We start from the raw sequence: 12,924 nt of genomic DNA on the forward strand, positions 1-12,924 counted from the left end.
GGTGCTGACGATCGGGCTTTTTCTTGCCATCAGCTTTCTTGTCTCGCTCGCGGGGCTGGCAGCGCTGATCTGGGCGGTATCGACCGATCAATTCTCGTTCGGACAGAAGCAGGCGCGCGTCATCTTTCATGAGGGCGAGGAAGGCCGCCTTGACGATCCGACCGCCGGGAGCGCCCCCACCGATACCGAGCGTGCCGCGATCGATGCATCGACCGCCTGGCCCGTCAGCCTGTTTCTGGGCGTTGCGGTACTGTGGCTCGTTCTGGGCTCGCTCTTCGGCCTTGTCGCCTCGCTGAAACTACACCTGCCGGACTGGCTCGATGGAAGCGCCGTGCTCACGTTTGGCCGGATTCGGACGTTGCATCTCACGCTCGTCATCTATGGCTGGCTGTCGCTCGCCGGAATCGGCACCGCAACCTGGATCGTCCCGCGGATATTCCACACCCCGCTGCGATCACCGCGCTTTGCCACCTGGGGCGCGATCATCTGGAACGCCGGCCTGATCGCCGGTTGTATCGCCATTGCCAGCGGTTGGACCGATGGCGAGGAGTGGCTGGAAATTCCGTGGCAGATCGACACGCTGCTCGCGATTGGTGGCGGTCTCGCCGTCGTGCCGCTGCTGCGCACCGCCTTCGCGCGATCGGTCGAGCATATCTACGTCTCGGGCTGGTATTTCCTGGCCGCCCTCTGCTGGTTTCCCGCGTTGTTCATCGTCGCCAACATTCCGGGCATCTTCGTCGGCGCTGAACAGGCGACGGTGAACTGGTGGTTCGCCCACAATGTGCTCGGCTTGTGGCTGACCCCGCTCGGTTTGGGCGCGGCCTATTATTTCATTCCCAAGATCATCGGTAAGCCGGTCTATTCCTACTCGCTCTCGCTGATCGGCTTCTGGGCACTGGCGTTGTTCTACAGCCAGGTCGGTATCCACCACTTGATCGGCGGTCCGGTGCCGACCTGGGTCGTGACGCTCTCGATCGTACAGAGCGTGATGATGTTCGTGCCCGTGCTCGCGGTTGCCATCAATCAGCATGTCGTCGTCGCGCGTAACCTCTGGGCGTTCAAGGCGTCGTTCCCGCTGCGCTTCATCTCGCTCGGCGCGATCATGTACACGCTCGCCTCGTTCGAGGGATCGCTCGAGGCACTACGTTCGATCAACACGGTGACACATTTCACCCAGTTCACCATCGGCCATGCGCATCTGGGGGCTTATGGCTTCGCCAGCTTCATCATGTTCGGCAGCATTTACTACATGCTGCCCCGCATCACCGGACGCCTCTGGCCGTGGCCAGGCCTCATCACCGCCCATTTCTGGTGCGTCGTGGTCGGTTTCGTCATCTATTTCATCGCATTGAGCGTCGGCGGCTGGTTGCAAGGCGTGGCGATGCTCGATGCCGGACGCCCCTTTGCGGACAGCGTGATCCTGCTCAAGCCCTATCTGGAAGCGCGATCGGTCGGCGGCATGGTGATGACGATCGGGCATGTCCTGCTGGCGATCAATGTCGTCGGCATTTTTGTTCTGGCCCGGCCAGGGTCGCGCAACGGAGCGCTCGCATGAACCGGTCGCTTCCCCTCGTCATTCTCGCGATGGCGATCCTGGCGTTCGCGACCGTGATGCTGGTCGTCGCACCCAAGGTCCAGATTGGCCGCGAGCCGGCTGCCGCAGGGCTGAAGCCCTATACAACCGAGCAATTGCGTGGCCGGGCGCTCTACTCGTCGCTTGGCTGTGTCTATTGCCATAGTCAGCAGCCCCGCGCGCCGGATCAGGCACCGGATGCGGAACGCGGATGGGGGCGCGCATCGATCGCCGCCGATTATGCCTATGACAGCCCGCATCTGATGGGCACGATGCGTACCGGTCCCGACCTGCTGAATGTCGGCGCGCGCCTGCCAAGCGCCTCCTGGCAACTGACCCATCTTTACCAGCCAAGAGCGGTGTCGGCATGGAGCATCATGCCGGCCTATCCTTTCCTGTTCGAGGTGAAGGATCGGGCAAGTCCGGGGGATCGTGTCGTCTGGCTTCCCGAGGATCGGCGCATTCCGGGCAAGGTCGTCGTCGCCAGGCCCCAAGCCAGGGATCTGGTCGCGTACCTGCTTTCGCTTGATCGAACCTATCCCGTGCCGAGATCGGCAATCCGCGATGACGGCTATAGCCGTGGCGGAGCGACGCAGTGAGCAAACCCGGACCGGTCGACGAGGCCTACGAGCCTTACGAACCCAGGCGGCGCGTGCCCTTGCCCGTATACTGGGTCGCGATCGCCCTTGCCTTGTGGGGTGCTTTGACACTTTGGCAGGACAGTACCGCAGATCGTACCGGCGCGCGCGAGCGCTTGATGGAGGCGAACGCGCTGGAGCGTCGGCAGACGATGACCGGCTCCGCCCTGTTTGCCGAGCGGTGCGCCACCTGTCACCAGGCCGATGGCTCAGGGATCAGCGGCGCTATCCCGCCGCTCGCCAGTTCGCGGTTCGTCCAGGCCGATCCGCGGGTGATCGTCCAGATCCTCCTGCACGGCATCAATGGCCCAATCGTGGTCGATGGCGATGATTTTAACGGACACATGCCGGCTTTTGGCAGCGTCCTCGACCACGATCAGCTTGCGCGACTGGCGACCGCCGTCCGGAGAACGTGGGGACCAGGGGGGATCATCGATCCGCGCTTCGTTGCTGCCGAGCGGGCGCGAACCGCAAATCGCGGCATCCCATGGAGTGGTGGCGCGGAAATCGCGGCGGCGCTCGACCCGGCCATCGGTATCCAGCCTGCCTATCATCCGCCGGCATCAGCATCTGCAGATACCACAGCGCTGTCGATCGCTCGGAACGGGAAATCAGGCGGCTGGTCGTGCGCGTCGTGCCACGGCGCCAATGGCGAGGGGCGCGATGGCGTTCCCCGCCTTGCCGGACAATCGGCAGACTATATCGCCGGACAATTGCTCGCGTTCGCCAACGGATCGCGGCCCAATGACATCATGCGACCCGTCGCCAGTCAACTGAGCGCCTCGGAGCGCGGTGGACTTGGCCGCCTTTATGCCGCGCTGGCTTCTCCATCCACATCACGTTCCGAGCTCGCAGGCGATTTGGCGCGGGGGGCCGAACTGGCACTCTACGGCGACGACCGTCGCAATCTGCCATCCTGTTTCTCCTGCCACGGACCTTCGGGTTTCGGGGTCGCGCCTTCAACGCCATCGATTGCGGCGCAGCAACCGGGTTACACAGCAGGACGTCTCGCCGCGCTCGCGCGGTTCGCAAGGTCACGGCCGGGTGCGGTCATGCCCGCCATCGCTGCCCGTCTCAACGATACGGACCGGCGCGCCGTGGCGGATTATCTCGCGACACTGCCACCGTCGCCGGTCACTGCCCGGAAGGATGCCCGATGAACGACAGAAACGAGGATCCGGCGACCCGTGAGCCGGCACATGACAAGGTTCGTGGTCGCAATACCCGGACCGGCATCTATGCAATCACCGGAGGACTTCTGCTTTTCCTGTTCGCCATAATGGTCCGCGACGAATTTGCCTTTCGAGGGCGGGAAAACTCCCCGCCCGCGGCCAACGTGCCGCTTTCATTCACGCCGCCGCCGATGAGCAAGATCCCCGATGGTCCGGAAGGCGCGTCGATCAGACACGGGATGGCAATCTTTGAGAATACCGGCACCGAGGCGAAACCGTTTGTCGGAAACCAGTTGGCGTGCCGCAGCTGCCATCTCGACGCCGGGCGAAAAGCCGACTCCGCCCCGATGTGGGCGGCCTGGGTCAGCTATCCGCAATATCGCGCGAAGAACAAAAAGATGAATACCATGGAGGACCGGCTCAATGGTTGCTTCAGCTATTCGATGAACGCGCAGGGAAGCCCAAGCGGAGGACCTCCGCCAAAGGGCGACCCGATCTACGCCGATCTCGAGGCCTATTTCCACTGGCTGGCAAGCAACGCGCCGACCGGCGCCAAGCTGAAGGGTGCCGGCTTCCTCAAGCTCAAGCTGCCGCAAGCGGGCTATGATCGCGATCGCGGACGCGCTGTGTATGCCCAGCACTGCGCGTCTTGCCACGGCGATGATGGCCAAGGCCGAACCGACATCAACGGGCGGCAGGTCTTTCCGCCGCTCTGGGGGCCACGCAGCTACAATTGGGGTGCCGGCATGGCGCAGCTCAACAATGCAGCAGGCTTCATCAAGGCGAACATGCCGCTCGGCGCGGGCAACACACTGACCGACCAGCAGGCCTGGGACGCGGCCGCCTGGATCGACAGCCAGGAGCGTCCGAAGGACCCGCGACAGAAAGGCACCGTCGCCGAGAATGTCGTCGCCTTTCATAGCGGTGAGAAGACCTTCTACGGCAAGACGGTAGACGGCCACCTGCTCGGCAGCGGGACCGAAGCGCCTGTCCAGGCGTCTCGCCGCTGAACATGATGGAGCGTCGGCAGCTCTTCGCCATCGACGGGCTGTTCTGCGCGGGCTGCGCGCACGGGCTTGAGCGCCGGCTATCCGGTCTCGACGGTATCATGGACGCCGGCGTCCATTTCGTGACCTCGTCGGCGCTCATCCGCTGGGACAGCGCTCGGTGCGAGGTAGCGGATATCAGTCGCAAGGTCGCCGATGCCGGCTACAGATTGGTGGAACGACATGGGCTCGAGGAAACCGCCGCGCGGTTCGACCGCGAGGTCCGCAGACTCACGATCCGCCTCGCGGTAGCAGTCGTGTTTGGGATGTGGTCGATGGGTGCGGCCCTCATCCTCTATGCCCAACCGGATATTCCTTCCGCGATTGCCTGGTGGATCGCGCTCACATCCGGCCTGTTTGCGGTGCCGGTGCTGCTCTATTCCGGTGCCGCAGTCTTCCGCATGGCGTGGCGATCGGTCCGGCTCGGCGCGCCAGGACTGGACCTCCTCATCGCGATCGGCGCGACCGGCGCGGTACTATTGTCGCTTGAAGCGCTGCTTCGTGGCGAGGCGCTTGTCTATTTCGATACGGCAACGATGCTGGTGACCTTGTTGCTGGTCGGGCGATTGATCGAGACGCGCGTGCGACGCGGCGCAATCCTGGCGTTGTCGGCACTTGAGAAAGTTGCGGCCGCTGAGCTTGTGACAACCGTGGAAGGGACGATTGTCTCGATATGCTCGCTGCAACTCAATGCTACGATCATGATCGACGCGGGTGCGACGGCGCTTGCTGACGGCGTCATCGTCACTGGCGAAAGCATGATCGACCGCGCGGTGATGACTGGCGAGTCGATAGCCGTTCCCGTCGGGCCGGGTGATCGCATTCAGGCAGGCGTCACCAATCTCCAGCGACGGCTGACGATCCAGGTAGATCGCGTCCATGGCGACCGGGACATCGACCGAATGGGCGGTCGGATCGCGATCGAGATCGCTTCGCGTGGCGAGCCGGCCCGCGAGCTCGATCGCTGGGTTGGGCGGCTTTTGGTCGCTGCCCCCCTTGCAGCGACAACCGCCGCAGTCCTTTGCCTTGCACATGCAGGCTCGCTCGCCGAGGCCGCAACGCGCGCACTTGCCGCATTGATCATCATTTGCCCGTGCGCGTTGGCCATCGCCGCACCGCTCGCACATATCCGGGCTGCCGTGGTGGGTGGTCACCAAGGGATTCGGATCGCCGACCCGGCCGCGCTTGAGGCGCTGGCGACGCTGCGTACCGTCGTCTTCGACAAGACCGGCACGCTGACGCAGGGTGTATTGCGAATTGACGCGGTGGAACCAACCGCACCGTTCAACGCGGATGACCTGCTCGCCTGCGCTGCGAACGCCGAGCATGGCATCGATCATCCGATCGCACGGGCGCTGGGCGGCGACGGATCGGGTGCCGGCGGCAAGCGAATGGAACGCGGGGCGGAGGGATCGGACGCTTCGGGCAGACGTATCCGGGTCACCTCGGCCGCCACGGCCAGGACGGACGGTCGGACATGGCTCGACGTCACCCTGGACGATTTGCCGGTCGGTTCGATCGGTCTGGCCGATACGGTCGAACCGGCGGCCGCAACCATGATCGCCGCATTGCGGAACGCGGGTGTGACCGTCTTTCTTGCCACCGGCGATAGCGCGGACGCCGCTGGTGCGGTCGCGGAGACCGTCGGCATTCCCGAGGAGGCGGTGCATGCGGGCTGCTCGCCCGCCGACAAGGCACGCCTGGTGGGAACGACATTGCGCCCGGTTGTCGTCGTAGGCGATGGCGTCAACGACGCCCCGGCGATCGCTGCCGCGGACTGCGGAATTACTGTGTCCCGAGCCCATGCCGCCGCAGCGGCGACCGCCGGCCTGTTGTTCGAGCACGGCGGGATCGAGACTGTGTTGCCGGCCTGGCACCTCGCGCTTCGGACGCGCGCGGTGATCCGACAGAATTTCATGCTTGCTCTCGGCTACAATCTGATCGCGCTGCCGCTCGCGACGCTGGGCCTATTGACACCGCTGTTTGCCGCCGTCGCCATGCTGTCGAGTTCGTGCCTCGTGACGCTCAACGCCATGCGGGTTCGCTGATAGGCTTGCCGGCGACGCCGATGATCGGCTGGTCTACCGCGTGCGAGCTATGCGCGGCAATTAGCCGACTCGTCCGGTCAGCCACCAGCGGAGCATGGCGGCAACCAAACCCAGCGCGGTCACACTCGCAAGCCAGATCGCGGCCATCCATGTGAGACGCTGCCAGAACGGTGGCTGCTTCAATGATAGCCGTCCGCAGCGACCTTGCCGCGAAACACCCAATAGGCCCAGCCGGTATAAGCGAGAATTACCGGTATGATCACGACCGCACCAACCAGCATGAACAGCTGGCTCGATGCAGGTGCCGCCGCATCCCAGATCGTCAGGCTGCGCGGCACGATATAGGGATAGATGGAGATCCCGAGCCCCACAAAACCCAACAGAAATAACGCCAGCGCCAGAAGGAACGGTGCCCGCTCGCCGCCTTTGCCCAGCGAGCGAAAGAACAGGACAGCGGTGACGAGCACCAGCACCGGAACCTGCGCGGTCACGAATACGCCCGGCACGGCGAACCATCGCCGCCAGTAATCGTAGCTGAGGAAAGGTGTGGCGGCGCTGACCGCGGCAAGCGCGATCAGCATCGCGATCGCCAGTCTGAACGCCATGCGGCGGGCATGAGTCTGACCTGAGCCTTCGGTCTTCCAGACGAGCCAGCACGCGCCGAGCAATGCATAGCCGACGAGCAGCGACGCGCCCGTCAGCAGCGAGAACGGCGAGAGCCAGTCGAGCCATCCGCCGGCATAGGCGCCGTCACGCACGCTGATACCCTGCAGGATCGCGCCGAGGGCAATGCCCTGGGCCAGCGTGGCCACGACTGAGCCTATGGTGAAGGCGGCATCCCACAGCGCGCGGTGTGGCGCATGCCGCCAGCGGAACTCGAACGCCACGCCGCGGAACACGAGCCCCAGCAACATCGCAATCATCAACGGATAGGTAGCCGGCAGGATGATCGCATAGGCATCGGGGAATGCCGCCATGAGACCGCCACCGCCGAGCACCAGCCAGGTTTCGTTGCCGTCCCAAACCGGCGCGATGCTGTTCATCGCGGCATCGCGCTCGTCGCCAACCTTGAGGGTCGGAAACAGGATGCCGATGCCGAGGTCGAAACCATCCATGACCACATAGGCAAAGACTGCGAACGCGATGATGAAAGCCCAGGCGGTCGACAGATCGAGATCGTAGCTCAAGCGTCTGGCTCCGTTTTCGGTCCATCGGCATCGACTGCGGGTGCCGGGGTAATCCCCGCAGCGCGCAACGGCATGGCGGCAGGCTCGGGCTCGCCAGCATGGGGCGCATGCGCCATCAGGCGAAGGATATACCAGGTGCCGGCACCAAATGCAGCGAAATAGACCAGCACGAAGGCGGTGAGCGACGCTGCGACGGCCGGCGCGGCCAGTGGGGAATGCGACTGGGCGGTGAGCAGATGGCCGTAAACCGTCCAGGGCTGTCGGCCGACCTCGGTGGTGACCCAGCCGGCAAGCACCGCGACAAAACCCGACGGCCCCATCAGAATCGCCGCGCGCTGTAGCCAGCGATTCTCAAAGAGACGTCCGCGCCAGCGCGCCCACAGGCTCCAAAATCCCAGTCCCAGCATTGCAAACCCCAGGCCGACCATGATGCGAAACGACCAGAACAGGATCGAGACCGGCGGCACGCGGTCAGCCGGATAGGCATCGAGGCCCGTCAGCGGCGCATTAAGATCATGTTTGAGGATCAGCGAAGAGAGTTTTGGCACCTCGACAGCATAGTCCATGCGTCGCTTCGCTGTGTCGGGGATACCGAAGAGGATCAGTGGCGCTCCATGCGGGTGGCTGTCGAAATGCCCCTCCATCGCCGCGATCTTTGCAGGCTGATGCTCGAGCGTATTGAGCCCCTGCGTGTCGCCGGCGAAGATCTGCAACGGCGCCACCAATGCCGCCATCCACATCGCCATCGAAAACATCTTGCGCGCGTGCTGGTTACCGGTGTCGCGTAGCAGATGCCAGGCACCAACCGCGCCGACCACCAGTGACGTCGTGAGGTAGGCGCCGATCACTGTATGCACGACCCGGTACGGGAAGCTGGGATTGAAGATGATCGGCCACCAGGAGCCGGCCGGCACAAACTGTCCTTTCGCGTTGATCGCGAACCCGGCTGGCGTGTGCATCCAGCTGTTGGCGCTGACGATCCACGTGGCAGAAATGAGCGTGCCGAGTGCGACCATCGCGGTTGCAAACAGGTGCAGACCGGGTCCGACCTTGCGCCTCCCAAACAGCATGACACCGAGAAAGCCAGCTTCGAGGAAGAAGGCGGTCAGCACCTCATAGGCCATGATCGGGCCGATCACCGGGCCAGCCTTGGCCGAGAACACCGACCAGTTGGTCCCGAACTGGTAGGACATGACGATACCAGAGACGACGCCCATGCCGAAGGCGACGGCAAAGATCTTCACCCAATAGCGGAAAAGATCGAGATAGAGTTGCCGCCCGGTGCGAAGCCATAACGTTTCGAGCACAAGCAGATAGCTTGCCAGCCCAATCGAGAAGGCCGGGAAAATGAAATGGAACGAAACCGTGAACGCGAATTGCGCGCGGGCGAGGATCACGGGATCGAGATGCTCCATCACAGAAAGTTCCTCTCTCAACCGGTTCAGGCGCCGACTGGAACTACCTCTCTATAAGAGATGGGTTCCTCGGTCGCCTGCCGATGTCCGTTTTGCCACCCGTGGGGTTTGCCTCAGCTCGCCTGAGACACGCGGGCGATTATCCCGATGATGGTAGCCAACATCAGCATACAGGCCGGCAGGAACAGCATCTGTATGACTGCCTGACGGCCGGTGATGACCTCGTTCAGCGTCTCGACCGTACCGTCCAGAAAGGCCGTGAAGCTGCGCCGCGGTTCGCCGGGCACCGGCGCATCCGCGACCAGGATCCCGCCGACGATCAGGCCGAAATACACGATCATCACCACTGTCACCATTGCCATGACAAGCGCGGCTTCGGTGTCACGGGCGAAGAAGGCCCAGAAGCTGACGAGCATCGCCGCATATAGGCTGACCAGCGCAATTTGCGCACCCGGATGCACGCCGCGCGAGGCAACACCGGGCGCGGTGCGCTCGATCGCGTCATAATTGTCGGCATCATGGACAAGGGTCAGCATCGGGCGCGGGATCAGGTCCACCGCCGGGACCTTATGCTCGACTTGCGGGGCGGGGATCGCCATCATCGTAACTCCATTTGCGGCGGAGCGCGGAATGCGCGGCGTCGTGTAGGGAAGATGGCCCGCTGCAACGGATCGGTCCAACCGATCGTTCTTGTGATTCCAATCCGGAAAGGAGATCGATGGATCCGGATGCCGATGATCGACAAGGGTTGCTCCGGTTTCCGCACATGGTTCCGCTCGAAAACTGGCGCAACACGGTTGCGCAGGGACGACCAGTACCGCATTTCGATCCGCGCGATGGGGGCATCGACGCGCGGCTGTTCATTCTGCTGGAAACACCGGGGCCGGGTGACGCGCCGGTCCGCTTTGTGTCGCGGGATAATGCGGGCGGCACTCAGCGGAACCTCGCGCGATTTCTGGACGGTGCGGGCATCACGCGGACGGATATGCTGTTGTGGAACTGCGTGCCGTGGATCGTTCACGCACCTGGCGCGCGCGGCCGTCCGCTGCGTCGCGCTGAAATCCGAGAGGGGCTGGCAACGCTGCCTGGCCTGCTTGCCTTGCTGCCGCGCCTGACGACCGTGGTGCTGGCAGGCCGTGTTGCGCGCGAAGCTGCGCCGGTCATCGCCGCCGGCCGACCCAATGTTGCCCTCTTCACCATGCCGCATCCCAGCCCGGCCAATGTCTGCACCAGCCCGGCCGTCCCCGCTGCGATCCGCGATACGCTGTCCGCAGCCGCCGCCCGGCTCGGCTCAATGTATAAGGAAGGGGGTTTCGCTTAAAGGCAGCAAGCGACGGGATATGCCGCCGAGCAGCCATTCGACCATCGCCTCCGGGAGCGCAAAAGCGACATTCAGCGCCACGACGACGGTGTGCCCGGGGGCGCTGAATTTGGTCACCGGGACGAGCTCGCATCGAAAGCTATACAAGCAGATCGAAATGATCGCCGATCCCATTTGGACCTATGTGGCGATCGGAGGCTAGGTCCGCTTCCATGCGAACCTTCACCCAGACTCTCGCCGCCTGCGCGATGATGCTCACCGGCGCGTGCAGCAATGCCGACGTCCAGCCGATCTTCTCGAACGGAGCGGATGTCCCGGCCGCCGGCCCGCGCGACTCCGCGACCGTCGTCAGCGTCTTTTCAGATTACCGGTGCGGGCATTGCCGCGCTTTCCATGCAGTGCTGGAGGACTTTCGCCGCGACAATCCTGACGTCCGGATCGTCTACAGGGACTGGCCAGTGCTGGGCGCGCAGTCCGAGCAAGCGGCGCGGTGGGCGATCGCAAGCGCGATGCAGGGCAGGCACGCAGCTTTTCATGATGCGCTGATGACCACACCAACGGCGATGAGCGCGAACGACATGTCGCAGGCCGCGAAGCGGGCCGGGCTTGATACGGACCGCCTGCATCGTGATCTCGACACGCGCCGCGGCGCGATCTCGGCAACGTTGCGCGATACTGACGCCCTCGCGCGCTCTTATGGCGCCCGACGCTCGACAAAGCAGTGGCTGTAGCAGTCAATCAATCGTCAAATGAGATTGGAATAAACTAATCAAGTCGTTTGATAGATTGATCGGCGAGGCGTATCGCTCGCTTCAGGAGATCAATCATGACGCTTGAGCAATTGAGAATATTCGTTGGCGTGGCAGAGCGCGAGCATGTGACGCGCGCGGCCGAAGCGCTGAATGTCACACAGTCTGCGGCATCGGGTGCGATCGCCGCCCTGGAGGGGCGCCATGGCGTGCCACTGTTTCACCGCGTCGGGCGCGGTATCCAGCTGACCGAGGCTGGTGCTGCGTTTCTCGATGAAGCGCGCGCTGTGCTGGGCCGTGCCGCACATGCGGAAATGATGCTTGCCGAATATGGTGGGCTGGAGCGCGGGACGCTCAAGCTCGTCGCCAGCCAGACGATCGCCAGCTACTGGCTGCCGTCCAAACTCGCCGCCTTTCACGAGCGCCACCCGCAGATCGCGGTCGAGCTGGCTATCGACAATACCGAGGGTGTCTCCGCGCAGGTGCTGAGCGGCGCGGCCGAACTTGGGTTCGTGGAGGGCGTGGTGGACGAGCCAGCGCTGGCGCACTGGGTGGTCGGCCGTGACACGATGGTGTTGGTTGGTAGCGAGGATACGGAACTGGTCGACGAGGATTGGCTGCGCGAGGCCCGCTGGATCGTCCGCGAGCAAGGATCGGGCACCCGATCGACCTTTGAGGAGACACTGCGGACGCGCGGTTTCGACCCGGCACGGATGAAGATCGCGATGACGCTGCCGTCGAACGAAGCCGTCCGCACGGCGGTCGAAGCGGGCGCTGGTGTCGCCGCGCTGTCGCGATTGGTCGTAGCGCGCGCTCTGAACGTCGGCGATCTGGTCGAGCTGCCGCTCGGCTTGCCTGACCGGCCTTTCCACGCGTTACGTCACAAAGAGCGCTACCGCACCCGTGCGGCCGATGCGCTGACGGACCTTATCAAGGAGCAGGCACAGTGAATGACGATATGCCCTCCGTCCTGAATGGCCTGCGCCCGCTCTCCCGGCTTGATCATCCGCGCGAGATGATCCGCCAGTTCACCCCCAACTGGTTCGCCGCGACCATGGGCACCGGCATCCTCGCGCTCGCGCTCCCGCAGGTGCCCGGCATCGGCCCGACGCTCAAGCCGGTCGGCGAGGTGCTTTGGTTCTTCAATATCGCGCTCTTCGCGCTCTTCACCGGCCTCTATTCGGCACGCTGGATCATGTTCGGCCATGAGGCGCGGCGGATCTTCGGCCACAACACGGTGTCGATGTTCATCGGCACGATCCCGATGGGCCTCGCCACGATCATCAACGGCTGCCTCGCCTTTGGGATCGCCCGGTTCGGCGACGGCATCGTCAGTGTAGCGCATGTCCTGTGGTGGATCGATGTCGCGATGGCCGTGACCTGCGGCGTCGTCATTCCCTATTTCATGTTCACTCGCCACGAGCACAGCCTCGACGGCATGACCGCCGTCTGGCTTCTGCCGGTGGTCGCGGCCGAGGTCGCGGCGGCAAGCGGCGGCCTGCTCGCACCGCATCTCGCCGATCCGCATGCGCAGTTCGTGACGCTGCTCACTTCCTATGTGCTCTGGGCCTATTCGGTGCCGGTCGCCTTCAGTATCCTCGCGCTGCTCATCCTGCGCATGGCGCTCCACAAGCTGCCGCATGAAGGCATGGCCGCGTCGAGCTGGCTCGCGCTCGGCCCGATCGGCACCGGCGCGCTGGGCATGCTGGTGCTGGGAGGCGACGCGCCCGCCATCCTTTCCGCACACGGCCTCGCGTCGATCGCCGGCGTGGCAC

At 64.1% G+C, this 12,924-nt stretch carries 13 protein-coding genes; 9 read left to right on the top strand and 4 right to left on the bottom strand.

All coding sequences use genetic code 11. The annotated features are described in order from the left end of the window. Position 1 precedes the first annotated feature (1 nt). From FYJ91_RS19855 to FYJ91_RS19875, 5 genes are all read left to right on the top strand, one after another. The gene (locus FYJ91_RS19855) at positions 2 to 1,555 is read left to right on the top strand and encodes a cbb3-type cytochrome c oxidase subunit I (RefSeq protein ID WP_149524062.1); all 1,554 of its coding nucleotides are present in this window, start codon (positions 2 to 4) and stop codon (positions 1,553 to 1,555) included. After that, positions 1,552 to 2,172 carry a cbb3-type cytochrome c oxidase subunit II gene (locus tag FYJ91_RS19860; protein ID WP_149524063.1) on the top strand — a complete coding sequence of 207 codons (621 nt, stop codon included), beginning with the start codon at positions 1,552 to 1,554 and terminating at the stop codon, positions 2,170 to 2,172. Before FYJ91_RS19855 ends, FYJ91_RS19860 begins: the two co-directional genes overlap by 4 nt. After that, positions 2,169 to 3,371, top strand: a complete 1,203-nt coding sequence (locus tag FYJ91_RS19865; protein WP_149524064.1) for a c-type cytochrome — start codon at positions 2,169 to 2,171, stop codon at positions 3,369 to 3,371. The genes FYJ91_RS19860 and FYJ91_RS19865 overlap by 4 nt, the downstream gene beginning before the upstream one ends. Before the next feature lie 119 nt (positions 3,372 to 3,490). Next, positions 3,491 to 4,393 carry a c-type cytochrome gene (locus tag FYJ91_RS19870; protein ID WP_149524065.1) on the top strand — a complete coding sequence of 301 codons (903 nt, stop codon included), beginning with the start codon at positions 3,491 to 3,493 and terminating at the stop codon, positions 4,391 to 4,393. A 2-nt stretch (positions 4,394 to 4,395) separates the two neighbouring features. Beyond that, positions 4,396 to 6,477 (top strand): heavy metal translocating P-type ATPase, encoded by a 2,082-nt coding sequence (locus tag FYJ91_RS19875; RefSeq protein ID WP_149524066.1) that lies wholly within the window; start codon positions 4,396 to 4,398, stop codon positions 6,475 to 6,477. A gap of 60 nt (positions 6,478 to 6,537) precedes the next feature. Here the strand turns inward: FYJ91_RS19875 and FYJ91_RS19880 are convergent, their stop codons facing one another. The 4 genes from FYJ91_RS19880 to FYJ91_RS19895 all read right to left on the bottom strand — a co-directional run bounded on the left by FYJ91_RS19880 (position 6,538) and on the right by FYJ91_RS19895 (position 9,681). Further along, entirely contained in the window at positions 6,538 to 6,699 is a 162-nt protein-coding gene (locus FYJ91_RS19880) for a DUF2474 domain-containing protein (RefSeq protein ID WP_149524067.1), read from the bottom strand. Continuing rightward, positions 6,657 to 7,664, bottom strand: a complete 1,008-nt coding sequence (gene cydB / locus FYJ91_RS19885; RefSeq protein WP_149524068.1) for a cytochrome d ubiquinol oxidase subunit II — start codon at positions 7,662 to 7,664, stop codon at positions 6,657 to 6,659. The genes FYJ91_RS19880 and cydB overlap by 43 nt, the downstream gene beginning before the upstream one ends. Next, positions 7,661 to 9,079, bottom strand: coding sequence for a cytochrome ubiquinol oxidase subunit I (locus FYJ91_RS19890; protein ID WP_149524069.1), 1,419 nt, complete (start codon positions 9,077 to 9,079; stop codon positions 7,661 to 7,663). Before FYJ91_RS19890 ends, cydB begins: the two co-directional genes overlap by 4 nt. A gap of 113 nt (positions 9,080 to 9,192) precedes the next feature. After that, the gene (locus tag FYJ91_RS19895) at positions 9,193 to 9,681 is read right to left on the bottom strand and encodes a hypothetical protein (protein WP_149524070.1); all 489 of its coding nucleotides are present in this window, start codon (positions 9,679 to 9,681) and stop codon (positions 9,193 to 9,195) included. A 116-nt stretch (positions 9,682 to 9,797) separates the two neighbouring features. On the opposite strand from FYJ91_RS19895, the gene FYJ91_RS19900 reads away from it, so the two are divergent. The 4 genes from FYJ91_RS19900 to FYJ91_RS19915 all read left to right on the top strand — a co-directional run. Continuing rightward, positions 9,798 to 10,400 carry a uracil-DNA glycosylase gene (locus FYJ91_RS19900; RefSeq protein ID WP_149524071.1) on the top strand — a complete coding sequence of 201 codons (603 nt, stop codon included), beginning with the start codon at positions 9,798 to 9,800 and terminating at the stop codon, positions 10,398 to 10,400. Between the two features lie 212 nt (positions 10,401 to 10,612). Further along, entirely contained in the window at positions 10,613 to 11,131 is a 519-nt protein-coding gene (locus tag FYJ91_RS19905; RefSeq protein WP_181008602.1) for a DsbA family protein, read from the top strand. A gap of 95 nt (positions 11,132 to 11,226) precedes the next feature. Next, on the top strand, positions 11,227 to 12,099 hold the full coding sequence (locus tag FYJ91_RS19910) for a LysR substrate-binding domain-containing protein (protein ID WP_149524073.1): 873 nt from the start codon (positions 11,227 to 11,229) through the stop codon (positions 12,097 to 12,099). Beyond that, positions 12,096 to 12,924, top strand: an 829-nt coding sequence (locus FYJ91_RS19915) for a TDT family transporter (RefSeq protein ID WP_246152771.1), incomplete at its 3' end; no start/stop codon positions are given. The genes FYJ91_RS19910 and FYJ91_RS19915, both read left to right, overlap by 4 nt.

Origin of the sequence: Sphingomonas montanisoli (assembly GCF_008274695.1) — a bacterium.
GTDB classification, from domain to species: domain Bacteria; phylum Pseudomonadota; class Alphaproteobacteria; order Sphingomonadales; family Sphingomonadaceae; genus Rhizorhabdus; species Rhizorhabdus montanisoli.

Coding starts and splice junctions, on each gene's coding strand:
- FYJ91_RS19895 (WP_149524070.1), bottom strand. CDS start 9,681: ATGATGGCGATCCCCGCCCCGCAAGTCGAGCATAAGGTCCCGGCGGTG.
- FYJ91_RS19870 (WP_149524065.1), top strand. CDS start 3,491: ATGGTCCGCGACGAATTTGCCTTTCGAGGGCGGGAAAACTCCCCGCCC.
- FYJ91_RS19910 (WP_149524073.1), top strand. CDS start 11,227: ATGACGCTTGAGCAATTGAGAATATTCGTTGGCGTGGCAGAGCGCGAG.
- FYJ91_RS19890 (WP_149524069.1), bottom strand. CDS start 9,079: ATGGAGCATCTCGATCCCGTGATCCTCGCCCGCGCGCAATTCGCGTTC.
- FYJ91_RS19875 (WP_149524066.1), top strand. CDS start 4,396: ATGATGGAGCGTCGGCAGCTCTTCGCCATCGACGGGCTGTTCTGCGCG.
- FYJ91_RS19900 (WP_149524071.1), top strand. CDS start 9,798: ATGGATCCGGATGCCGATGATCGACAAGGGTTGCTCCGGTTTCCGCAC.
- FYJ91_RS19905 (WP_181008602.1), top strand. CDS start 10,613: ATGCGAACCTTCACCCAGACTCTCGCCGCCTGCGCGATGATGCTCACC.
- FYJ91_RS19860 (WP_149524063.1), top strand. CDS start 1,552: ATGAACCGGTCGCTTCCCCTCGTCATTCTCGCGATGGCGATCCTGGCG.